24 protein-coding genes are annotated in these 22862 nt (G+C 64.7%); 14 read left to right on the top strand and 10 right to left on the bottom strand.

Features of this window, described 5'->3' with window-relative positions; translation table 11 throughout:
• The first annotated feature begins 48 nt into the window (after positions 1 to 48).
• From rpsP to rplS, 4 genes are read left to right on the top strand one after another with little or no spacing between them, the layout of a single operon-like run.
• A complete protein-coding gene (gene rpsP / locus K8374_RS18655; RefSeq protein ID WP_224456726.1) occupies positions 49 to 300 on the top strand; it encodes a 30S ribosomal protein S16 in 252 nt (83 codons plus the stop codon).
• Between the two features lie 5 nt (positions 301 to 305).
• Positions 306 to 842, top strand: a complete 537-nt coding sequence (gene rimM, locus K8374_RS18650) for a ribosome maturation factor RimM (protein WP_070574704.1) — start codon at positions 306 to 308, stop codon at positions 840 to 842.
• Positions 843 to 844: 2 nt separating this feature from the next.
• Positions 845 to 1597, top strand: a complete 753-nt coding sequence (gene trmD, locus K8374_RS18645) for a tRNA (guanosine(37)-N1)-methyltransferase TrmD (protein ID WP_224456725.1) — start codon at positions 845 to 847, stop codon at positions 1595 to 1597.
• Between the two features lie 42 nt (positions 1598 to 1639).
• On the top strand, positions 1640 to 1990 hold the full coding sequence (gene rplS / locus K8374_RS18640; RefSeq protein ID WP_084856761.1) for a 50S ribosomal protein L19: 351 nt from the start codon (positions 1640 to 1642) through the stop codon (positions 1988 to 1990).
• A gap of 148 nt (positions 1991 to 2138) precedes the next feature.
• On the opposite strand, the gene K8374_RS18635 is transcribed toward rplS, so the two are convergent.
• Entirely contained in the window at positions 2139 to 3977 is a 1839-nt protein-coding gene (locus tag K8374_RS18635; protein ID WP_224456724.1) for a cation:proton antiporter, read from the bottom strand.
• A gap of 68 nt (positions 3978 to 4045) precedes the next feature.
• Between K8374_RS18635 and xerD the strand changes: the two genes are divergently transcribed.
• The 6 genes from xerD to K8374_RS18605 all read left to right on the top strand — a co-directional run bounded on the left by xerD (position 4046) and on the right by K8374_RS18605 (position 9702).
• Positions 4046 to 4942 carry a site-specific tyrosine recombinase XerD gene (xerD, locus tag K8374_RS18630; RefSeq protein ID WP_224456723.1) on the top strand — a complete coding sequence of 299 codons (897 nt, stop codon included), beginning with the start codon at positions 4046 to 4048 and terminating at the stop codon, positions 4940 to 4942.
• Positions 4943 to 5093: 151 nt separating this feature from the next.
• The gene (locus tag K8374_RS18625) at positions 5094 to 5843 is read left to right on the top strand and encodes a DsbC family protein (RefSeq protein WP_224456722.1); all 750 of its coding nucleotides are present in this window, start codon (positions 5094 to 5096) and stop codon (positions 5841 to 5843) included.
• Positions 5844 to 5925: 82 nt separating this feature from the next.
• The gene (locus K8374_RS18620; RefSeq protein WP_224456721.1) at positions 5926 to 7230 is read left to right on the top strand and encodes a homoserine dehydrogenase; all 1305 of its coding nucleotides are present in this window, start codon (positions 5926 to 5928) and stop codon (positions 7228 to 7230) included.
• 54 nt (positions 7231 to 7284) lie between these two features.
• Positions 7285 to 8694, top strand: coding sequence for a threonine synthase (gene thrC, locus K8374_RS18615; RefSeq protein ID WP_084856769.1), 1410 nt, complete (start codon positions 7285 to 7287; stop codon positions 8692 to 8694).
• Positions 8695 to 8904: 210 nt separating this feature from the next.
• A complete protein-coding gene (locus tag K8374_RS18610) occupies positions 8905 to 9300 on the top strand; it encodes a response regulator (protein ID WP_224456720.1) in 396 nt (131 codons plus the stop codon).
• A gap of 120 nt (positions 9301 to 9420) precedes the next feature.
• Complete coding sequence (locus tag K8374_RS18605) at positions 9421 to 9702, top strand: DUF3509 domain-containing protein (protein ID WP_224456719.1); 282 nt, start codon at positions 9421 to 9423, stop codon at positions 9700 to 9702.
• Between the two features lie 147 nt (positions 9703 to 9849).
• On the opposite strand, the gene K8374_RS18600 is transcribed toward K8374_RS18605, so the two are convergent.
• Entirely contained in the window at positions 9850 to 10716 is an 867-nt protein-coding gene (locus K8374_RS18600; RefSeq protein ID WP_224456718.1) for a TIGR02285 family protein, read from the bottom strand.
• A gap of 16 nt (positions 10717 to 10732) precedes the next feature.
• Entirely contained in the window at positions 10733 to 11932 is a 1200-nt protein-coding gene (locus K8374_RS18595; RefSeq protein ID WP_224456717.1) for a CaiB/BaiF CoA transferase family protein, read from the bottom strand.
• A 130-nt stretch (positions 11933 to 12062) separates the two neighbouring features.
• Between K8374_RS18595 and K8374_RS18590 the strand changes: the two genes are divergently transcribed.
• The 3 genes from K8374_RS18590 to K8374_RS18580 all read left to right on the top strand — a co-directional run bounded on the left by K8374_RS18590 (position 12063) and on the right by K8374_RS18580 (position 15629).
• Positions 12063 to 12605, top strand: a complete 543-nt coding sequence (locus K8374_RS18590) for a YaeQ family protein (RefSeq protein WP_224456716.1) — start codon at positions 12063 to 12065, stop codon at positions 12603 to 12605.
• Positions 12606 to 12636: 31 nt separating this feature from the next.
• Positions 12637 to 14346 (top strand): single-stranded-DNA-specific exonuclease RecJ, encoded by a 1710-nt coding sequence (gene recJ / locus K8374_RS18585; RefSeq protein WP_224456715.1) that lies wholly within the window; start codon positions 12637 to 12639, stop codon positions 14344 to 14346.
• 176 nt (positions 14347 to 14522) lie between these two features.
• Complete coding sequence (locus K8374_RS18580; RefSeq protein WP_224456714.1) at positions 14523 to 15629, top strand: NADH:flavin oxidoreductase/NADH oxidase; 1107 nt, start codon at positions 14523 to 14525, stop codon at positions 15627 to 15629.
• Positions 15630 to 15639: 10 nt separating this feature from the next.
• On the opposite strand, the gene K8374_RS18575 is transcribed toward K8374_RS18580, so the two are convergent.
• The 7 genes from K8374_RS18575 to ydcS all read right to left on the bottom strand — a co-directional run bounded on the left by K8374_RS18575 (position 15640) and on the right by ydcS (position 21832).
• The gene (locus tag K8374_RS18575) at positions 15640 to 15972 is read right to left on the bottom strand and encodes a type II toxin-antitoxin system HicB family antitoxin (protein WP_224456713.1); all 333 of its coding nucleotides are present in this window, start codon (positions 15970 to 15972) and stop codon (positions 15640 to 15642) included.
• Positions 15969 to 16211, bottom strand: coding sequence for a type II toxin-antitoxin system HicA family toxin (locus tag K8374_RS18570; RefSeq protein ID WP_224456712.1), 243 nt, complete (start codon positions 16209 to 16211; stop codon positions 15969 to 15971). Before K8374_RS18570 ends, K8374_RS18575 begins: the two co-directional genes overlap by 4 nt.
• A gap of 125 nt (positions 16212 to 16336) precedes the next feature.
• Positions 16337 to 17761: a gamma-aminobutyraldehyde dehydrogenase gene (locus K8374_RS18565; RefSeq protein ID WP_224456711.1), complete on the bottom strand. Its 1425-nt coding sequence runs from the start codon at positions 17759 to 17761 to the stop codon at positions 16337 to 16339.
• Between the two features lie 15 nt (positions 17762 to 17776).
• Positions 17777 to 18583, bottom strand: a complete 807-nt coding sequence (locus tag K8374_RS18560; RefSeq protein WP_224456710.1) for an ABC transporter permease — start codon at positions 18581 to 18583, stop codon at positions 17777 to 17779.
• Positions 18573 to 19496, bottom strand: a complete 924-nt coding sequence (locus K8374_RS18555) for an ABC transporter permease (protein ID WP_224456709.1) — start codon at positions 19494 to 19496, stop codon at positions 18573 to 18575. The genes K8374_RS18560 and K8374_RS18555 overlap by 11 nt, the downstream gene beginning before the upstream one ends.
• A 13-nt stretch (positions 19497 to 19509) precedes the next feature.
• Positions 19510 to 20550, bottom strand: a complete 1041-nt coding sequence (locus K8374_RS18550; protein WP_224456708.1) for an ABC transporter ATP-binding protein — start codon at positions 20548 to 20550, stop codon at positions 19510 to 19512.
• Between the two features lie 130 nt (positions 20551 to 20680).
• Positions 20681 to 21832, bottom strand: coding sequence for a putative ABC transporter substrate-binding protein YdcS (gene ydcS / locus K8374_RS18545; protein WP_224456707.1), 1152 nt, complete (start codon positions 21830 to 21832; stop codon positions 20681 to 20683).
• A 214-nt stretch (positions 21833 to 22046) separates the two neighbouring features.
• Between ydcS and K8374_RS18540 the strand changes: the two genes are divergently transcribed.
• Entirely contained in the window at positions 22047 to 22769 is a 723-nt protein-coding gene (locus tag K8374_RS18540) for a tellurite resistance TerB family protein (RefSeq protein ID WP_224456706.1), read from the top strand.
• Positions 22770 to 22862 lie beyond the last annotated feature (93 nt).

The following is a 22862-nucleotide window of genomic DNA, read 5'->3' as shown; positions in this document are numbered from 1 at the left end:
CATTTGGGCATTCAGATTTGCAGCACCGACTATAGGAACGATGTTCACATGGTAACCATCCGTCTTGCCCGTGGCGGCTCGAAAAAGCGCCCATTCTACCACCTGACCGTGACCAACTCGCGTAACGCCCGTGACGGCCGTTTCGTTGAGCGCGTTGGCTTCTTCAACCCGGTTGCTTCCGGCGCTGAAGTCCGCCTGTCGGTCAACGAAGAACGCGTCAACTACTGGCTGAGCCAGGGCGCGCAGCCGTCTGAGCGTGTTGCTCAGCTGCTGAAGGACGCTGCCAAGGCCGCTGCCTGAGCAGTATGAACGCGACGCCAGAAAACGCTGACGCCCTCATCGTCGTCGGCAAGATTTTTTCGGTTCACGGCGTTCGCGGCGAGGTGAAGGTGTACTCCTTTACCGATCCGATTGAAAACCTGTTGGATTATCCGCGCTGGACGCTTCGGCACGAAGGCAAGGTAAAGCAGGTCGAGCTGGTCAACGGTCGTGGCTCCCAGAAGGGCCTGGTCGTGAAATTGAAAGGCCTCGACGATCGTGATGAAGCGCGTCTTCTGAGCGGTTACGAAATCTGCATCCCGCGGAGCCTTTTGCCCAACCTGGCAGCCGACGAGTACTACTGGTACCAGTTGGTGGGCCTGAAGGTCATCAATCAGGACGAACAGCTGTTCGGCAAGATCGATCACCTGTTGGAGACCGGTGCGAACGATGTAATGGTGGTCAAGCCTTGCGCAGGCAGCCTGGATGACCGCGAGCGTCTGTTGCCCTATACGGAGCAATGTGTGCTGGCAGTCGACCTGGAAGCAGGCGTGATGCGAGTCGAATGGGACGCGGATTTCTAACGATGGGCAACCTTCGCGTAGAAGTCGTCACCCTGTTCCCCGAGATGTTCTCGGCCATCACGGAGTACGGCATTACCAGCCGCGCGGTGAAACAGGGGTTGCTGCAGGTGACCTGCTGGAACCCGCGGGACTACACCACGGATCGCCACCACACGGTGGATGATCGGCCTTTTGGCGGTGGTCCTGGCATGGTGATGAAGATCAAGCCTCTGGAAGACGCCCTGGCCAGCGCCAGGCAGGCGACCGGAGCATCGGCGAAGGTGATCTACCTCTCGCCACAAGGCCGCAAGCTGACCCAGCAGGCGGTCGAAGGCCTGGCACGACAGGAATCGTTGATCCTGATTGCCGGCCGTTATGAAGGCATCGACGAGCGTTTTATCGAGGCTCATGTCGATGAAGAGTGGTCGATTGGCGACTATGTGCTTTCCGGTGGCGAGCTGCCGGCCATGGTACTGATCGATGCGGTTACGCGACTGCTGCCCGGAGCTTTAGGGCATGTGGACTCGGCGCAGGAAGATTCCTTCACCGATGGTCTGCTCGATTGCCCGCACTACACCCGACCGGAGGTGTATGCGGATCAGCGCGTTCCCGACGTGTTGCTTAGCGGCAACCATGCACACATCCGGCGTTGGCGGTTGAAGCAGTCCCTTGGTAGGACCTTCGAACGACGCGCCGATCTTCTGGAAAGTCGCTCGCTTTCTGGAGAAGAGAAGAAGCTGCTCGAGGAATACCTCCGCGAGCGGGACGATAGTTAACGTATCGATGGTGGATCGAGTTATCCGCCTTAGGAGCACAGCATGACCAACAAGATCATCCAGCAGCTCGAAGCCGAGCAGATGAACAAGGAAATCCCTGCCTTCGCACCAGGCGACACCATTGTCGTCCAGGTCAAAGTGAAGGAAGGCGACCGTTCCCGTCTGCAGGCGTTCGAAGGTGTCGTTATCGCCAAGCGTAACCGCGGCCTGAACAGCGCCTTCACCGTGCGCAAGATCTCCAGCGGCGTTGGCGTAGAGCGTACCTTCCAGACCTACAGCCCGCAGATCGACAGCCTGTCCGTGAAACGTCGTGGTGACGTGCGTAAGGCCAAGCTGTACTACCTGCGCGACCTGTCCGGCAAAGCCGCTCGCATCAAGGAAAAACTGTCCTGAGTGCAGTTTGACCGGTGGCCGAGGCCACCTTGCGAGAAAAAAAGCAGCCTTCGGGCTGCTTTTTTGCTTTCTGCTGCAGGGATTGTTCAATGGCCCTGTAGGAGCGGGCTTGTCCCGCGATTGGGCGCAACGCGCCCCCTTCCATTCTTCAGCGATTGGCCACGCCCGCCTCGACAGCCGTTTTCGTCTCCCGATCGGCCTCTACCAGTGCCACCAGCGTCCACCCGGGCTGGGGCTTTAGCGGTGCGTCCGGGCTGGCCACATGCACCCAGCCATTGGCGTCGCGGGCGAACAGCACGGTGGCCCGCTCACCGTGCAGGTCCTGGTAGTCCTGCCAGGAAAAGCCCTCGGTCAGGTGGGTGCTGTACAGCTCGGCGCCCTGGTGCAGGCGGTTGGCCAGTTGCCCGTACGTCATCGGGCTGGCCCCCAGCAGTTGGCCACGATGTTCCTCGCTGGCGCGGTGCTTGTCGCTGCGCTGCTTCTCCAGGCCGCTGGCCAGCACGAACAGGCGGTTGTGGCCGAAGTCATGGCGAAAGCGCGCGCAGGCCAGGGCATTGAGCTCGCCTGCCGGCGACAGGCCGAGCAGGTGGCCAAGGCCGACCAGGTCCAGGTGGGCATCGGCATGCTGGGAGGCAGGGTTGCCGAAATAGGTCGGCAGCCCATCCATGCGCGCGGCGCGGATGTTTTCCCAGCTCGAGTCGGTCAGCAGGACCCGGCTACCCAGTTGCTGCAAGGCTTTGGCGACGGCGCGTGCCGGTGGGTTGGCGCCGACGATGAGAAAGCCGCTGGGCGCAGGTTCGGCGACCTTGAGCAGGCGGGCCAGGGGCCTGGCGGTGGCGCTCTGCAGCACCACGGTGCCGATGATCACCGCGAAGGTCAGAGGCACCAGCAGCAAGGCGCCCTCATGACCCGCTTCGTCCAGGCGGATGGCGAAGATGGCCGAGACCGCCGCGGCGACGATACCCCGTGGGGCGATCCAGGCCAGCAGCAGGCGTTCGCGCCATGCCAACGTCGAGCCCCAGGTGGACAGCAGAACATTGAGCGGGCGTGCCAGTAGTTGGATCACCAGCAGCAACGCCAGTACCGCCGGGCCCAGGGCCAGCAATGCATGCAGGTCGAGGCGGGCGGCTAGGAGGATGAACAGGCCGGAAATCAACAGCACGCTGAGGTTTTCCTTGAAGTGCAGGATCTGCCGTACATCCACCCCCGGCATGTTCGCCAGCCACATGCCCATCACCGTCACCGCCAGCAGGCCGGATTCATGGACGATCTGGTTGGCAGCGATGAAGATGCCCAGCACCGCGGCCAACGAGGCCAGGTTGTGCAGGTACTCCGGCAGCCACTGGGCACGCATCACCTGGCCCAGCAGCCAGCCGCCGGCGGCGCCCAGGGCGCTGCCGCAGAAGATCACCCCGCCGAAGGTTACCAGGCTCTGGCTCAGCCCTTCGCCATCGGTGCGGGCAATGATGAAGCTGTAGACCACCACCGCCAGCAAAGCACCGATCGGGTCGATGACGATGCCTTCCCAGCGCAGGATGTTGGCGATCGCTGCCTTGGGCCGCACCACGCGGAGCATGGGCACGATCACCGTCGGGCCGGTCACCAGGGTCAGGGTGCCGAACAGGATCGCCAGCGGCCAGTCGAAGCCCAGCAGCCAATGGGTGGCCAGGGCGATCACCACCCAGGTGCTCAGCGCGCCCAGGGTCACCAGCCGATGCACCACGCTGCCGATCTCGCGCCATTGGGACAGATGCAGCGTCAGGCTGCCTTCGAACAGGATCAGGGCCACGGCCAGGGATACCAGCGGCATCAGCAGCGGGCCGAACAGGTCTTGTGGCGACAGCCAGCCGAGCACGGGACCGGCGACGATCCCGCACAGCAACAGGAACAGGATCGCAGGCAGCTTCAGGCGCCAGGCCAGCCATTGGCATGCCAGTGCGGCGGCGCCGATGCCACCGAAACTCAGGAGAATCTGCTGTTCGCTCATGCGGGCTCCCTATGCCGACGTTGTTATGAAAGACTAAGCGCCAATTCGTCGTTTGCCACCGAGTTTTCATGTCCGCCCTCGACCACCCCCTGATCGACCAGTTCCTCGATGCCCTGTGGCTTGAAAAAGGCCTGTCCGACAACACCCGCGCCTCCTACCGAAGCGACCTGGCCCTGTTCAATGGCTGGCTGCAGGCGCGCGGCGTGGCATTGCCGGAGGTTGGTCGTGAACTGATCTTCGATCACCTGGCCTGGCGCGTCGACCAGGGCTACAAGCCGCGTTCCACGGCACGCTTTCTTTCCGGGCTGCGCGGCTTTTTCCGCTACCTGCTGCGCGAGCGGCTGGTCAGTGTCGACCCGACCTTGCAGGTCGACATGCCGCAGTTGGGCCGGCCTTTGCCCAAATCCCTCTCCGAGGCCGACGTCGAGGCATTGCTCAAGGCGCCGGACCTGGGCGAAGCCATCGGCCAGCGCGACCGGGCCATGCTCGAGGTCCTTTATGCGTGTGGGTTGCGCGTCACCGAGCTGGTCAGCCTGACCCTCGACCAGGTCAACCTGCGCCAGGGCGTGCTGCGGGTCATGGGCAAGGGCAGCAAGGAACGCCTGGTGCCGATGGGGGAGGAGGCGGTGGTGTGGCTGGAGCGCTACCTGCGCGACGGGCGCGGTGAACTGCTCAACGGCCGCCCCAGCGACGTGTTGTTCCCCAGCCAGCGGGGCGAGCAGATGACCCGGCAGACCTTCTGGCACCGTATCAAGCACCAGGCCAAGGTGGCCGGGATCGACAAGCCGCTGTCGCCCCATACCCTGCGCCACGCCTTCGCCACCCACTTGCTCAACCACGGCGCGGACCTGCGTGTGGTGCAGATGCTGCTGGGGCACAGCGACCTGTCCACCACGCAGATCTACACCCATGTGGCCAAGGCGCGCCTGCAACAGCTGCATGCCCAGCACCACCCGCGTGGATGAATGATTTTCATGTTCCGACCTGTGGCGTGTGAGGGCTGATTTAGCGCCTGCCGGTTGTGGTAGGCTTGGACGGTTTCCAAGGGCCGCACGGTCGACGCCCGCTTGCCGCATGTCGACGCCCTCCGGCCCCGTCCGCCTTCAGGAGTACCCCATGCGCGTGACCCACCTTTTCGCCGCCGCCGCCCTGGCGCTGGCCAGCACCTTTGCCGTGGCTGCGGCCAGCGACGCCGGTGCCGGCGCCGAGCAGGCGATCCGCAACACCCTCAAGACGCTCGAGCTGGAAGTACCGATCGAGAGCGTGGCCAGCAGCCCGGTCAATGGCCTCTATGAAGTCAAGCTGCAGGGCGGACGCGTGCTGTATGCCAGCGCCGACGGCCAGTTCGTGATGCAGGGCTACCTGTACCAGATCCAGGACGGCAAGCCGGTCAACCTCACCGAGAAGACCGAGCGCCAGGGCATCGCCAAGCTCATCAACGGCATTCCGGCTGCCGAGATGGTGGTTTATCCTGCCAAGGGCCAGACCAAATCGCATATCACCGTCTTCACCGATACCACCTGCCCGTATTGCCACAAGCTGCACGCCGAAGTGCCCGAGCTCAACCGTCGCGGTATCGAAGTGCGCTATGTCGCCTTCCCGCGCCAGGGCCTGGGCTCGCCGGGTGACGAGCAGTTGCAGGCGGTCTGGTGCTCCAGCGACCGCCGCGCGGCACTGGACAAGATGATCGATGGCAAGGAAATCAAGGCCGCCAAGTGCGCCAACCCGGTCGGCAAGCAGTTCCAGCTGGGCCAGTCGATCGGCGTCAATGGCACGCCTGCGATCGTCCTGGAAAGTGGCCAGGTGATTCCGGGCTACCAGCCGGCCCCGCAGGTGGCCAAGCTGGCGCTGGCGCAAGGCAAGTAATTCAAACAGTACGCCGTCTTCATGGGGAGACGGCACGTTTCACGGTCGGCGCAGGTGCCGGCCGTTCAATGGGGAGTTCACAGTGAAACCGGTCAAAGTAGGCATCTGTGGGTTGGGGACCGTCGGTGGCGGAACCTTCAATGTACTTCAGCGCAACGCCGAGGAGATCGCCCGCCGTGCCGGGCGCGGTATTGAAGTGGCACAGATCGCCATGCGCTCGCAGAACCCGAACTGCCAGATTACCGGTACCCCCATTACCGCTGATGTGTTCGAGGTCGCGTGCAACCCCGAGATCGATATCGTCATCGAGCTGATCGGCGGCTACACCATTGCCCGTGACCTGGTGCTCAAGGCCATCGAGAACGGCAAGCACGTGGTCACCGCCAACAAGGCGCTGATCGCCGTGCATGGCAACGAGATCTTCGCCAAGGCCCGCGAGAAGGGCGTCATCGTCGCCTTCGAAGCTGCGGTGGCCGGCGGTATCCCGGTGATCAAGGCGATCCGCGAAGGCTTGTCGGCCAACCGTATCAACTGGCTGGCGGGCATCATCAACGGCACCGGCAACTTCATCCTGACCGAAATGCGTGACAAGGGCCGTGCCTTCCCCGAAGTGCTGGCCGAAGCCCAGGCCCTGGGCTACGCCGAAGCCGACCCGACCTTCGACGTCGAAGGCATCGATGCCGCCCACAAGCTGACCATCCTGGCGTCCATCGCCTTCGGTATCCCGCTGCAGTTCGACAAGGCCTACACCGAAGGCATCACCCAGCTGACCACCGCGGACGTCAACTACGCCGAGGCCTTGGGCTACCGCATCAAGCACCTGGGCGTGGCCCGCAGCACCGACGCCGGTATCGAGCTGCGTGTCCACCCGACGCTGATCCCCAACGACCGCCTGATCGCCAACGTCAACGGTGTGATGAACGCTGTGATGGTCAATGGCGACGCCGCTGGTTCCACCTTGTACTACGGCGCCGGTGCCGGCATGGAGCCGACGGCCTCGTCGGTCGTCGCCGACCTGGTGGATGTTGTCCGCGCCATGACTTCCGACCCTGAGAACCGCGTGCCGCACCTGGCCTTCCAGCCAGACTCGCTGTCGGCCCATCCGATCCTGCCGATCGAGGCCTGCGAGAGCGCCTACTACCTGCGCATCCAGGCCAAGGATCACCCGGGCGTGCTGGCCCAGGTGGCGAGCATCCTCTCCGAGCGCGGTATCAACATCGAGTCGATCATGCAGAAGGAAGCCGAGGAGCAGGATGGCCTGGTGCCGATGATCCTCCTGACCCACCGCGTGGTGGAGCAGCGCATCAACGACGCCATCGTTGCCCTGGAAGCCTTGCAGGACGTGGTCGGCAAGGTCGTGCGCATCCGCGTCGAACAGCTCAATTAATGTCAGCGGCGGGTCGCGACGGCGGCCCGCGCCCAGAACCGAAGGTTTGCACCCATGCGCTATATCAGTACCCGCGGCCAGGCACCGGCCCTGAATTTCGAAGATGTCCTGCTGGCCGGCCTTGCCAGCGATGGCGGCCTGTACGTGCCGGAAAACCTGCCACGCTTCACCCAGGAGGAGATCGCCTCCTGGGCCGGCTTGCCTTACCACGAACTGGCCTTCCGGGTGATGCGCCCGTTCGTCGACGGCAGCATCGCCGATGCTGACTTCAAGAAGATCCTGGAAGAAACCTACGGCGCCTTCGCTCATGCTGCCGTTGCGCCGCTGCGCCAGCTGGGTGGCAACGAATGGGTCATGGAACTGTTCCACGGCCCGACCCTGGCCTTCAAGGACTTCGCCCTGCAACTGCTCGGCCGCCTGCTCGACCACGTGCTGGCCAAGCGCGGCGAGCGTGTGGTGATCGTCGGCGCCACCAGCGGTGATACCGGCTCTGCGGCCATCGAAGGCTGCCGCCGGTGCGACAACGTCGACATCTTCATCCTGCACCCGCACCAGCGTGTGTCGGAAGTGCAGCGCCGCCAGATGACCACCATCTTCGGTGACAACATCCACAACATCGCCATCGAAGGCAACTTCGACGACTGCCAGGAAATGGTCAAGGCCAGCTTCGCCGACCAGTCGTTCCTCAAGGGCACACGCCTGGTGGCGGTGAACTCGATCAACTGGGCGCGGATCATGGCCCAGATCGTCTACTACTTCCATGCAGCGCTGCAGCTGGGCGGCCCGGCCCGCTCGGTGGCCTTCTCGGTGCCGACCGGCAACTTCGGCGACATCTTCGCCGGCTACCTGGCGCGCAACATGGGCCTGCCGATCAGCCAGCTGATCGTGGCCACCAACCGCAACGACATCCTGCATCGCTTCATGAGCGGCAACCAGTACGTCAAGGATGCTCTGCACCCGACCTTGTCGCCTTCCATGGACATCATGGTGTCGTCGAACTTCGAGCGCCTGCTGTTCGACCTGCATGGTCGCAACGGCGCGGCCATCGCCGAGCTGATGGAGCGCTTCAAGCAGGGCGGCGGCTTCAGCGTCGAGCAAGACCGTTGGACCGAGGCCCGCAAGCTGTTCGATTCCCTGGCGGTGACCGACGAGCAGACCTGCGAGACCATCGCCGAGGTGTTCGCCAGTACCGGTGAGGTGCTGGACCCGCACACGGCGATCGGCGTCAAGGCCGCCCGCGAATGCCGCCGCAGCCTGGACACGCCGATGGTGGTGCTGGGCACGGCGCACCCGGTCAAGTTCCCCGAGGCGGTGGAAAAGGCAGGCGTGGGCAAGGCCCTGGAACTGCCGGCGCACCTGAGCGATCTGTTCAGCCGCGAAGAGCGCTGCACGGTCCTGGCCAATGACCTGAAGACCGTCCAGGCCTTCGTCAGCCAGCACGGCAACCGCGGCAAGCCGCTCTGACACCATCGCGGGGCAGGTTGGACCGCCGGTCCGACTTGTCCCGCGATCACGGCAACGCCAGTGCCATGCGCCGCGGCGCGCAAGCCGTTCCCGCAGCGCGTGGTGCGGATATTTCTACACAAGATTCGGATTTTTCTGACATAGCTTTCAGCGTGACGCCATTAGAGTGACTTGCCCATTCACGCGGGTGCGATACCCCAGGAGCGGCTCATGCAATGGCTCAACGTGCTGATTCACGCACGACCTTCCCACGACATTTCTCTGCATCAGGCCTGCAACGCCCACGGCGTCTTCAATGTACGGGTCGCCCAGGACCTGCTCGAGGCCAAGTCCTGCCTGGCGCAACGTGGTACGGTCGACCTGCTGATCCTGGACAATGCCATGCCGGTACGAGAGGGGCGAGTCCTGCTCCGGCAGGTGGATCGCGCGCAGCGTCCTTGTGCGTTGTTGTTCGTCGGCGAGCCAGCGGGGCAGGGGGACAGCTTGGCTCGCGAAGCCCGGCGGCAGGACCTCAAGGTCGTCGGCGAGTTGTCCTGGCCCTTGTCGATGCCGACCTTGCAAAGAGCACTGGAGCGCCTGGCGTTGCCGGCCGGCCTATCTGTCTAGGCCCGTTGTCAAACTGTCATCTCCCCCGCGCATGCTCAAGGTGACCGGCGCCGTGTGACGAACTTTCCGCTGCGCCTGGTGGTCAGTTCCGATAGGTTCCACGAACAGCGAGTAAGCCGGATGGAAAGAATCTGCAAACTGCTCAACCATGCCCTGACCCCTTACCAGGCCCAGCTTGGCGAAACCGACGCCAGCGGCCACCGCCAACTCACCGTGGTCGACAAGCAAGGGGAAGTGACCCTCCAACGTACCGTGAGCCAACGCCAGTTGCAGGACCAGCGGCTGCTGGTCGATCTGGTCGATGGCCTGCACCGGGACTTGCAGATCGCCGAAGGCCGCTTGCAGCCCTGCGTGATTGCGGCCTTGCAGCACCAGCGAACATTCCAGGGAACCTTCGCCTGAACGGTTCATCAGAAACAGTAGGGGTGGTGTGACAGCGCTTTGCTCCGGTGCTGCGGGCTGCCCTTGGAAGTCTCTTGGACTTCGCTTGACCCCGGACGATCCTTCCCCAGCGTCCGGGGTTTCTTTTTTGGCTTCCAGGCAATAAAGCTAGTCCTGGCGGTCTTCGAAAAAGTGCTTGCTGTGCTCCAGGTAGTCCTGTCGTTGCTCCGGATCCAGCCAGTGGGCATACAGCGCAGGCAGAACGTCCCGGCGCAGGGCCGGCAACAGTTGGTCGATATGGCGGATGGCTTCGCGCCCCAGCGGAGTATCGGAGCAGCCGACGTGCAAGAACTGGTAGCGGTTCACGCCCTGGATGGGATGGAACGCATAATCCTCCAGTGGCCAACCCTGCGCCTGGATCAGGTAGCGGATTTCCGGCCAGTACCCCAGCACCAGCTGCAGGCGCCCCAGCTGCTGCATCTGCAACAGGTTGGTAGTGGCTTCGTTGCCGTAATGGCGGCTCACGGCGGTGTCGGGCAGCTGGCGCAGCATGGCGTCGACCTGGGTGCTGTAGCTGCGTTCGGCGACCACGCCAAGCTTGAGGCGGGGTTCGGCGAGCAAGCGCTTGAGGTCGACGCGCTCGCCGTCCAGAAGGGGCGCCAGCATGGCCTGGTCCTGCTGGCGCACCACCACGCCGCTGCTCAGCACGCCCAAGGACGGTGTGGAGAAATGCACGAACCTGGCCCGTTCCGGCGTCCACAGCAAGGTCGGGTCGCAGGTGAAGCTGGGCTCCTGGAGCATCTGCATGCCCCGGGCACGATTGACCCGGATGATGCTGTGCTCGTACTCGGGCATCTGTGCGATCAACTGCGGCAGCAGACGGTCGATGACGCCCTGGCCCTGTGCCACGCCATCGAAGATGGTGAACGGTGGCAAGTCGCGTATCAGCCACATCAGGCGTTCCTTGGCGCTGGCCATGGCGGGCAGCAACCCGCACAACAGCACCAACAGGCCCAGTACCTGTCGGACGGCCATGGGCACCGGCGTGCCGTCAGACCGCACCGGCTTCGCGCAACCGGCTGATGGCTGGCGCGTCGTAGCCCAGGCTGGCGAGCACCGCCTCGGTATGTTCGCCCAGGGCCGGGCCGACCCATTCGGTGGAGCCCGGGGTGTCCGAGAGCTTGGGGACGATGCCCGGCATCTTGAACGGCTTGCCGTCGGGCAGCCTGGCCTGGAGAAACATTTCGCGAGCCAGGTACTGCGGGTCGTTGAACATGTCCTCGGCCGAGTAGATCCGGCTCGCCGGTACCTCGGCATCGGTCAGCACCTGCATCACCTGCGCCAGCGGCAGGCTGTTGACCCAGCGGTCGATGACGCCGTAGAGCTCGTCGCGGCGCAGGTCGCGGCCATCGTTGGTGGCCAGGGCCGGGTCGCTGGCCAGGTCGTCACGGCCGATGGCCTGCATGAAACGCTTGAAGATGGCATCGCCGTTGGCGCCGATCTGTACGTGCTTGCCGTCGGCGCTGGTGTGGATGGAGGAGGGCGTGATGCCCGGCATGATGTTGCCGGTGCGCTCGCGGATGAAGCCGAACACATCGAACTCCGGCACCATGCTTTCCATCATGGCGAAGATGGCTTCGTACAAGGCCACATCCACCACCTGCCCCTGGCCACCGTTGACCTCGCGGTGACGCAGGGCCATGAGTGCGCCGATCACGCCCCACAGGGCGGCGATCGAATCGCCGATGGAGATCCCGGTGCGCACCGGCGGGCGGTCCTCGAAACCTGTGATGTAGCGCAGGCCGCCCATGGATTCGCCCACGGCGCCGAAACCGGGCTGGTCCTTCATCGGGCCGGTCTGGCCGAAGCCCGACAGGCGCACCATGACCAGGCGCGGGTTGAGCGCATGCAGCACATCCCAGCCCAGGCCCAGCTTCTCCAGCACGCCGGGCCGGAAGTTCTCGATCAGGATGTCGGCATCGGCCAGCAGCCGCTTGAGAATCTCACGGCCTTCGGGGTGCTTGAGGTTGAGCGTCAGCGATTGTTTGTTGCGCGCCTGGACGAACCACCACAACGAAGTGCCCTCGTACAGCTTGCGCCATTTGCGCAGCGGGTCGCCGCCATCGGGGGATTCGACCTTGATGACCTCGGCGCCGAACTCGGCGCAGATGCGCGAGGCGAAGGGGCCGGCGATCAGGGTGCCGAGTTCGATCACTTTCAGGCCGGCGAGGGGTTTGCTGGGCGTGGGCATGGGGCATCCGTGGCGGCTGGGTTGATGCGTGGTTTTATCATAGGTCGTCGGCTGCAGGTACTGTCACGGCACAACGAAGGGCGGGATCGGTTAGACTGTGTGACTTTTATTTCGCAAGAAGCCCCCGCCCATGGCCCAGCCGTCCACCACCTACAAGTTCGAACTGAATCTGACCGACCTCGACCGCGGCGTGTACGAGAACGTCCGCCAGACCATCGCCCGTCATCCTTCGGAAACCGAGGAGCGCATGGCCGTGCGCCTGCTGGCCTATGCCCTGTGGTACAACGAGAACCTGTCGTTCGGCCGCGGCCTGTCGGACGTGGACGAGGCCGCTTTGTGGGAAAAGAGCCTGGATGACCGCGTGCTGCACTGGATCGAGGTCGGCCAGCCGGATGCCGAGCGCCTGACCTGGTGCTCGCGCCGTACCGAACGTACCAGCCTGCTGGCCTATGGCAGCCTGCGCGTATGGCAGAACAAGGTGGTCGATGCGGTCAAGGGCCTGAAGAACCTCAGCATCGCCGCGGTGCCCCAGGAAGTGCTGGAGACCCTGGCCACCGACATGCCCCGCTCGATCAAGTGGGACGTGATGATCAGCGAGGGCACCCTGTTCGTGACCGACGACCGTGGCCAGCACGAAGTGCAGCTGGAATGGCTGCTCGGTGAGCGTGGCTGACCTGTCCCCAACCTGATTGCCGAAGCCCCCAATGCGTATCGAACCTCGTCCCTTGCCACCGAGCCTGCCCTTTCTCGGTAACCTGCCGCCCTTGCTGACCCGCCTGTATGCCGCCCGTGGCGTGCAGTCGGAGGCCGAACTGGACAAGAGCCTGGCGCGGCTGCTGCCCTACCAACAGCTCAAAGGCATCGACGCGGCGGTGGACCTGCTGGTCGAGGCGCTCGACCAGCGCCAGCGCATCCTTATCGTCGGCGATTTCGACGCCGACGGCGCCACGGCCAGTACCGTCGGTGTGCTTGGCCTACGGCTGCTGGGTGCTGCCCATGTCGACTACCTGGTGCCGAACCGTTTCGAATACGGCTATGGCCTGACCCCCGAAATCGTCCAGGTGGCCTTGCAGCGCGAGCCGCAGTTGCTGATCACGGTGGACAACGGCATCTCCAGCGTCGAGGGCGTCGCCGCCGCCAAGGCGGCCGGCCTGAAGGTGCTGGTCACCGACCACCACCTGCCGGGCGAACACCTGCCGGATGCCGATGCGATCGTCAACCCGAACCAGCCCGGCTGCGATTTCCCCAGCAAGGCCCTGGCCGGCGTGGGGGTGATCTTCTATGTATTGATGGCCCTGCGCGCGCGCCTGCGCAGCCTGGGCCGCTATGCCAGCCAAGCGCAGCCGAACATCGGCGAGCTGCTCGACCTGGTGGCCCTGGGCAGCGTCGCCGACGTGGTGCCGTTGGATGCCAACAACCGCATCCTGGTGCACCAGGGGCTGGAGCGTATCCGCGCCGGGCGGGCCCGGCCGGGGCTCAAGGCCATTCTCGAAGTGGCCCGGCGCGATCACCGGCGCATCACCTCCACCGACCTTGGCTTCATTCTCGGCCCGCGCCTGAATGCGGCCGGCCGCCTGGACGACATGAGCCTGGGGATCGAATGCCTGCTCTGCGATGACCCAGCCTTGGCGCTGGACATGGCCCAGCAGCTCGATGGGCTGAACCAGGACCGCAAGTCCATCGAACAGGGCATGCAGCGCGAGGCGCTGGCCCAGCTCAAGGACCTGCCGGTCGAGTCCATGCCTTATGGCCTGTGCCTGTTCGAGCCCGACTGGCACCAGGGGGTGATCGGCATCCTTGCGTCGCGGCTGAAGGAGCGCTATCACCGGCCGACGATCGCCTTTGCCGACGCCGGCGAGGGGATGCTCAAGGGGTCGGCGCGCTCGGTACCTGGGTTCCATATCCGCGATGCGCTGGATGCGGTGGCGGCACGGCATCCGCACTTGATCAGCAAGTTCGGCGGGCATGCCATGGCGGCCGGCCTGTCGTTGCCGGCGGAACATTTCCCGGCGTTTGCCGCAGCCTTCGACGAGGAGGTTCGCCGGCACCTTGGGGAAGAGGACCTGACCGGGCGGTTGCTGTCCGACGGGACGCTGGCGGTCGAGGAGTTCCACCTGGACCTGGCGCGGGCGTTGCGTCACGCTGGGCCGTGGGGGCAGCACTTCCCCGAGCCGTTGTTCCACGGGGTTTTCCAGTTGGTCGAGCAGCGCGTGGTGGGGGAACGGCACCTGAAGGTGGTGCTCAAGAGCGAGTGCGGTTCGGTCAGGCTGGACGGGATTGCCTTCGGGATCGACCGGGAGGTCTGGCCGAACCCTACGGTGCGTTGGGTGGAGCTGGCCTACAAGCTGGATGTGAACGAGTTTCGCGGGCAGGAGAGCGTGCAATTGATGATTGCACACATGGAGGCGCGGTAGCCGGGTTTATCGGAGCGAGCTCGTCCCGCGATTGGGCGGCGCTCGATCTTTCAGACACCGCCCCCTGAAGGCAGGCACTCCCTATCTGGTCTAGTCTGAACACTACCGATACCGGACCAAGGCCTCACACAAGTGCCCGGACCGGCCAACCATTGGAGTCCCTGGGAGGTCCCCTCATGAGCCTGCTGCTTGAGCCCTACACCCTGCGTCAGCTGACCCTGCCCAACCGCATCGCCGTCTCCCCCATGTGTCAGTACTCCGCCGCTGACGGGCTGGCCAACGATTGGCACCTGGTGCACCTGGGCAGCCGTGCCGTCGGCGGCGCTGGCCTGGTGATCACCGAAGCCACCGCCGTCACCCCCGATGGTCGCATCAGTGCCGAGGACCTGGGCCTGTGGAACGACGCCCAGATCCCACCCCTGCAGCGCATCACCCGCTTCATCACCGCCCAGGGCGCCGTGCCTGGCATCCAGCTCGCCCATGCCGGGCGCAAGGCCAGTACCCATCGCCCCTGGCTGGGCAAGCATGGCAGTGTCAAGGTCGAAGACGGCGGCTGGCAGCCGGTGGGCCCGTCGAAAATTGCCTTCGACCCGGAGCACACCGTGCCCCGTGAGTTGTCCGAAGATGAAATCGCCGGCATTGTCCAGGCGTTCGCTGATGCTGCGCGCCGTGCCCTGGAGGCAGGTTTCAAGGTGGTCGAGGTGCATGCTGCCCACGGCTACCTGCTGCACCAGTTCCTGTCGCCGCTGAGCAACCAGCGCCGCGACCGCTATGGCAGCTGCTTCGAAAACCGTATCCGCCTGACCCTGGAAGTCACCGAGGCGGTGCGCAAGGTCTGGCCACAGGAGCTGCCGCTGTTCGTACGGGTCTCGGCCACCGATTGGGTCGAAGACGGCTGGAACCCGGACGAAACCGTCGAACTGGCCCGGCGCCTGAGAGCCATTGGCGTGGACTTGATCGACGTGTCCTCCGGCGGCACCTCGGTGAACGCCGAAATCCCCACCGGCCCCGGCTACCAGACCCGATTCGCCGAACGGGTGCGCAAGGAGTCGGAGATCGCCACCGGCACCGTGGGCATGATCACCGAACCGGCCCAGGCCGAGCACATCCTGCGTACCGGGCAGGCCGACATCATCTTCCTCGCCCGCGAGCTGCTGCGCGACCCGTACTGGCCCCTGCACGCCGACGACGACCTGGGCGGCAACAAGGCCACCTGGCCGGCCCAGTACCAGCGGGCTACCAGCCGGGCCAACCCGATCCATGAGTCGGACTTGAGGGAGTGACCGCGCTAGTTCAGTTATGGGCGGCTTGATCGAGGATGTCGCTCACCCACTGGTTGATGCTCTTCTGCGCCAGCTCGGCCTTCGCTGCCACGCTGGCGTGGAGAGCCGGTTCCAGGCGAAGGCTGAGCTTGCCGGAGTAGGCTTTCTGCGGGGCCCGGCCCAAGCGTTCGCAGGTTTCCAGGTAATCGTCCACGGCGTCTTCGAAGGCGCTGCGCAACTCACTGATCGATTCGCCATGGAAACCGATCACATCGCGTATGCCAGCAACGTGCCCAATCAGCAGTTGGTCTTCATCGCTGTACTCGATGCGTGCGCTATAGCCGCGATAGCTCATGACATTCATGGGGTTACTCCTGCCTGCTCGAGGAATTGACGGGCGTCGCGTATCTGGTATGGCTTTGCATGCCTGTCTGGGTGTGGCCGATGAAAGGTCGCCACCACCCCCTTTAACTCGAAGCGCACCCGAGAGCCTCGGCCCTCGATGACCTTCGCGCCAAGCGACTCCAGCCGCGACCATTCCAGGGTCTTGGGAGCGGGCTTGCTGAAGATTAAAGACAAGGTCGTTCGCTGATGTGTGTTCATGGTATCAGGCTATGATACCAAGTGCGCGTGTCACAACCGCTTGCGAGTAGGAAGGGAAAGCGCTTGTTGAATGAAATCGCGACACCGCTTCCAGTGAAAGAAGCGGCGTCGTCTCGTCCGTCAGCTCAATGCTTGATCATCACATGCCGCACGCAGGTGTAGTCCTCCAGGCCATACATCGACATGTCCTTGCCGTACCCCGAATGCTTCTGCCCGCCATGGGGCATTTCGCTCACCAGCATGAAGTGGGTGTTGACCCAGGTGCAGCCGTACTGCAGGCGCGCCGCCAGGCGATGGGCGCGACCGGTGTCGCGGGTCCATACCGACGAGGCCAGGCCGTAGTCGGAGTCGTTGGCCCAGGCCAGGGCCTGGGCTTCGTCGCTGAAGCGCGTCACCGACACCACCGGGCCGAACACTTCGTGGCGCACGATCTCGTCGTCCTGCTGGGCGTCGGCCAGTACCGTGGGCTCGAAGAAGAAGCCGTCGCCGGGCAGTACCTTGCCGCCGGTGACCAGACGGATGTGCGGCTGGGCGATGGCCCGCTGCACCATGCCTGCGACCTTGTCGCGATGCTCGGCGCTGATCAAGGGGCCCAGTTCGGTATCGGTGGCATCCTGCAGGCCAGGCTTGATCGTGGCCACGGCCTGGCCCAGGCGCTCGACGAAGCGTTCGTAGATGCCATCCTGCACGTAGAGCCGGCAGGCGGCGGTGCAGTCCTGGCCTGCGTTGTAGAACCCGAACGTGCGGATGCCCTCGATGGCGGCATCCAGGTCGGCGTCATCGAACACCAGCACCGGCGCCTTGCCACCCAGCTCCATGTGCATGCGCTTCACGCTTTCGGCGGTGGCACCGATGATGCGCGCACCGGTGGGGATGGAGCCGGTCAGCGAGACCATGCGCACCTTGGGGTGGGTGACCAGCGGCGTGCCGACCGTCTGGCCTCGGCCGAAGACGATATTCAGCACCCCGGCGGGCAACAGGTCCTGGGCCAGCTCGGCCAGGCGCAGGGCGGTCAGCGGTGTCATCTCCGAGGGTTTGAGCACCACCGTGTTGCCTGCCGCCAGCGCTGGGGCGATCTTCCACGCCAGCATCATCAACGGGTAGTTCCACGGGGCGATGGAAGCGACCACGCCCAATGGGTCGCGACGGATCATCGAGGTATGGCCCGGCAGGTATTCGCCGGCCGCCGAGCCGCCCAGGCAGCGGGCGGCACCGGCGAAGTAGCGGAACACGTCGGCGATGGCCGGGATCTCGTCACCCAGTGCGGCGGCGAACGGCTTGCCGCAGTTCTGCGATTCCAGCCGGGCCAGCTCCTCGCCGTGGCGCTCGACCGTGTCGGCCAACGCCAGCAAGGCCTGTGCACGGTCCTTGGGGGTGGTCTGCGACCAAGTGTCGAAGGCCTGGTCGGCGGCGCGCACCGCAGCGTCCACCTGGGCCTCGCTGGCCTCGTTGATCTGCGCCAGGGCGCTGCCCAGGGCCGGGTTTAGCACGGTCCAGGCCGGGCCTTCGCCGTTCACCAGGCGGCCATTGATCAGCATTCGGGTTTGCATGGGAGTCCTCCTAGGTCATTTGCCGCTGCCCGCAACGCTTTCGCCGCCACGGGTCAGGTAATAGGCGCCGAGAATCGGCAGCATGGTCACCAGCATCACCAGCATGGCGACCACATTGGTCACCGGCACATCGCGCGGGCGGCTGAGCTGGTTGAGCAACCAGATCGGCAGTGTGCGTTCATGGCCGGCGGTGAAGGTGGTGACGATGATTTCGTCGAACGACAAGGCGAAGGCCAGCATGCCGCCGGCCAGCAGGGCCGAACCGAGGTTGGGCAGGATGATGTAGCGAAAGGTCTGCCAGCCGTCCGCGCCCAGGTCCATCGAGGCTTCGATCAAGTTCTGGGAGGTGCGCCGCAGGCGCGCGATGACATTGTTGTAGACGATCACCACGCAGAACGTGGCGTGGCCGACCACGATGGTGAAGATACCCGGTTCGATGCCCAGCTGCTTGAAGGCTGCCAGCAAGGCGATGCCGGTGATGATGCCGGGCAGGGCGATGGGCAGGATCAGCATCAGCGAGATGCTTTCCTTGCCGAAGAAGCTGCGCCGGTACAGGGCTGCGGCCGCCAGGGTGCCCAGCAGCAGGGCGATCAGCGTCGCCAGGCAGGCGACCTGCAGCGACAGCTTGATCGCCTCCAGCACGTCCGGGCGCGAGAAGGCCACGCTGAACCACTTCAGGGTGAAGCCCTTGGGCGGAAAGCTGAACGCGGCGTCCTCGGTGTTGAAGGCGTAGAGCAGGATGACCAGGATCGGGAAATGCAGGAACAGCAGCCCGCCCCAGGCTGACAGGCGCAGGCCCAGCGAGGCTTTTTCAGAGTGCATCGAAGGCCCCCAGGCGTTTGACGATCGACAGGTACACGGCGATCAGCACGATGGGCACCAGGGTGAAGGCGGCGGCCATGGGCAGGTTGCCGATCGCCCCTTGCTGGGCATAGACCATGCTACCGATGAAGTAGCCTGGCGGCCCGATCAACTGCGGCACGATGAAGTCGCCCAGGGTCAAGGAAAAGGTGAAGATCGAACCTGCGGCGATGCCCGGTACCGCCAGCGGCAGGACCACCAGGCGCAATGTCTGCCCAGGGCGGGCGCCCAGGTCGGCGGAGGCTTGCAGCAGCGAAGGTGGCAGGCGTTCCAGCGCGGCCTGGATCGGCAGGATCATGAAAGGTAGCCAGATGTACACGAACACCAGGAAGCGCCCCAAGTGAGAGGTCGAGAGGGTGCTGCCGCCCACGCCCGGCACGGCCATTGAGGCCTGCAGCAGCGGCTCCAGGTGCAACTGCTGGATGAACCACTGGGCCACGCCCCCCTTGGCCAGCAGCAAGGTCCAGGCATAGGTCTTGACGATGTAGCTGGCCCACATCGGCATCATCACCGCGATGTAGAAGAACGCTTTGGTCCGGCCTGTGGTGTGGCAGGCCATGTAGTAGGCGATGGGAAAGGCCAGTACGGCGCTGGCCAGGGAGACGGCGATGGCCATCGCCAGGGTGCGCAGGATGATGTCGAAGTTCGAGGGGGCGAACAGCGCGGCGAAGTTGGCCAGGGTCAGGTCCGGCGTCACCGCCATGGTGAAGTCGTCGAAGGTGTAGAAGCCTTGCCAGAGCAAGCCCAGCAGCGAGCCGAGGTAGATCGCGCCGAACCAGGTCAGGGGCGGGACCAGCAGCAACGCCAGGTACAGGTTGGGGCGCCGGTAGAGCAGGGTGCTGAGGCGGCGCGCAGGCCCGGTCTCGCGCTGCATGACCAGGGTCACCTCACTGGCCCTCGTCGGGCAGGGTTTCCCGCAATCCGGTCATCGCCGCCCGTGGCCAATGGGCCTGCACGTGCTGGCCGGGTTGCCAGGGCAACGGCTGCGCCTGCCACTGGTCATTGGCCTGGCTCACGGCCAGCAGCAGGCCATCGTCCAGCTGCACCTCATAGCGAGTGGCGCTGCCCTGGTATTGGATGTCATGCAGCAGCCCGCTGACCTGGATGTCCTGGCTGGCATCGGCCTGGCCGCCCAGGCGGATGTGCTCGGGGCGGATGGAAAACGGTGACGCATTCCCCGTGAGGCGCCTGGCCAGGTCGCCGCGGATCACGTTGGAGGTACCGACGAATTGGGCGACGAAGGTGGTCGCCGGTTTCATATAGAGGTTGCGCGGCGTGTCGACCTGCTCGATACGCCCGCGGTTGAAGACCGCGACCCGGTCGGACATCGACAACGCTTCGGTCTGGTCATGGGTGACGAAGATGAACGTAATGCCCAGTTGGCGCTGGAGCTTCTTCAGCTCGCCCTGCATCTGCTCGCGCAGCTTGAGGTCCAGGGCACCGAGGGGCTCGTCGAGCAGCAGTACCCGTGGTCGGTTGACCAACGCACGGGCCAGGGCCACGCGTTGGCGCTGGCCGCCGGAGAGCTGTGCCGGCCTGCGTTCGGCGTAGCCGGCCAGGGCCACCATGCCCAGGGCTTCGTCAGCCCGGGCATAGCGTTCGGGCTTGGCCACGCCCTTGACCTTCAGGCCATAGGCGATGTTGTCGCGCACATTCATGTGCGGGAACAGGGCGTAGTCCTGGAACACCGTGTTGACGTCGCGCTGGTAGGGCGGCAGGCCTGCGGCTTCCACGCCATGCAGGCGGATCGAGCCGCTGCCGGGCTGCTCGAAGCCGGCGATCAGGCGCAGGCAGGTGGTCTTGCCCGACCCGGAAGGGCCGAGCATGGAAAAGAACTCACCTTCCTGGATGTCGATGCTGACCCGATCGACAGCCACGACCTCGCCGAATGCGCGGGTGACTTCGGTGAGCTGGACGGCTAGGGGCATTGCGTTGGCTCCGGGCGATGGTTGTGTTCTACGCGGGCCGGTCTGTCCTTGCCCGGCAGCGGCGTGGGCAGTGCCGGCCAATCGCGGGACAAGCCCGCTCCTACAGGATGACCTCGGCAAACAGCCGGTCTCAACGCCCACCCATGATCGCGATATAGTCCTGGGTCCATCGGCTATAGGGCACGAACTTGCCGCCCGAGGCCTGTGGGGTCTTCCAGAAGGCGATCTTGTCGAAGTTGTCGAAACCGTTGGTCTTGCAACCCTCGGCGCCCAGCAGTTCGCTGCCAGTGCAGGCAGCAGGAACAGCTGGCAGCGAGCCGAACCAGGCCGCCACATCGCCTTGCACCTTCGGCTGCAGCGACCAGTCCATCCACCGGTATGCGCAGTTCGGGTGCTTGGCCTGGCTGTGCAACATGGTGGTATCGGCCCAGCCGGTGGCGCCTTCCTTCGGTACGGTGGAGGCCACCGGCTGGTTGTCGGCCTTGAGGCTGTTGACCATGTAGCCCCAGGAGCTCGAGGCGACGACCCCTTCGTTCTTCACATCGCTCATCTGGACCGTGGCGTCATGCCAGTAGCGATGGACCAGCGGTTGTTGCTGGCGCAGCAGGTCGAGCACGGCCTTGTACTGGGCCTCGTTCAGTTCATAAGGGTCCTGGATGCCCAGTTCCGGTTTGGCCGACTTCAGGTACAGCGCGGCATCGGCGATGTAGATCGGCCCGTCATAGGCCTGCACACGGCCCTTGTTGGGCTTGCCGTCCGGCAGGTCCTGGGGCTCGAAGACCACGCTCCAGCTGCTCGGCGGTTGCTTGAACACCGTGGTGTTGTACAGCAGCACATTCGGGCCCCATTGGTACGGGGTGCCGTAGACCTGCTTGTCGACCACGTACCAACCACCATCGCGCAGGCGCGGGTCGATGTTCTTCCAGTTGGGGATCAGCGCGGTGTTGATCGGTTGCACTCGCTTGCCGGCGATCAGGCGCAGAGAGGCATCGCCCGAGGCGGTCACTAGGTCGTAGCCGCCCTTGGTCATCAGGCTGACCATCTCGTCGGAGGTCGCGGCGGTCTTCACGCTGACCTTGCAGCCGGTGGCCTTTTCGAACCCGGTGACCCAGTCGTAGGCTTTATCGCTCTCACCGCGTTCGATGTAGCCGGGCCAGGCCACGATATCCAGGCGCCCCTCGCCATCGCCGAGGCTCTGGGGCAGGCCGGCGGCCTGCAGGTGGGCGCTGGCCAGCAGGGCGCAGGTCATGGCGCTGGACAATGCGGTCTTGTGCACTGGCATGGTGTTCCCTCTTTTTAACGTTCTAGTCGGGGGCAGTCGTCAAGAAAGCAGTGAAGCGATGGGATAAGCGTAGTGCGGTTGGCGCAAGCCGCAGTCGAGTCTAGTCCGTTTTTATCGGGTGGCCGCGCAACATCCGGAAGCAAATGCATTAAGCGTGAGTTCAGCGTGCGGGCCTAATCTGGGGCTTTCCTTTCCAGTAAAGAGGTAATGCCAGATGAACACCCGTGGCTTGCTCGACCAATTGCTCAAGTCCGGCCAGCAATTGCTGCAGAACTCGCAAGGCAAGGGCGAGGCAGGCAAGGTCCCTGGCCTTGGCGACCTGCTGGGTGGCCAGGCGGGCAAGGGCGGCCTTGGCAGCCTGCTCTCCGGTGCCGGTGGCGGCGCGTTGGCGGCAGGTGCCATGGGCCTGCTGCTGGGCAACAAGAAGGCCCGCAAGTACGGCGGCAAGGCGCTGACCTATGGCGGCCTGGCTGCTCTTGGCGTGCTGGCCTACAAAGCCTATGGCAACTGGCAGGCGCGCCAGGGCACGGTCCAGCCGCAGGAGCCGCGGACCCTCGACCGCCTGCCCGCAGCCCAGGCCGAGCAGCACAGCCAGGCCGTGCTGCGCGCCCTGGTGGCGGCTGCCAAGTCCGATGGGCATATCGACGAGCGTGAGCGGGCACTGATCGAAGGTGAGTTCGTCAGGCTCGACAACGACCGCGAACTGCAGCACTGGCTGCATGCCGAACTGAACAAGCCGCTGGACCCCGCCGAAGTCGCCAGCGCCGCACAGACACCGGAAATGGCTGCCGAGATGTACCTGGCGAGCGTGATGATGGTCGACCAGGAGAACTTCATGGAGCGTGCCTACCTGGATGAACTGGCACGCCAGCTGCGCCTGGACGCGAACTTGCGTCAGGAACTGGAGGCACAGGTCAGGCTCGCCGCCGGGCAATGACCCGACCTGGGCAGGGACGCCCCGTCACCCCTTGATTGAGCTGCGATTGCGCTGGGTGCCTACGCTATACTCGGGCGATTTTCCCCGCTCGTA

The organism is Pseudomonas sp. p1(2021b) (assembly GCF_020151015.1).
GTDB lineage: Bacteria > Pseudomonadota > Gammaproteobacteria > Pseudomonadales > Pseudomonadaceae > Aquipseudomonas > Aquipseudomonas putida_K.
The sequence above is the reverse complement of the archived record's forward strand: the minus strand, read 5'-3'. Positions and strand labels throughout refer to the sequence as shown.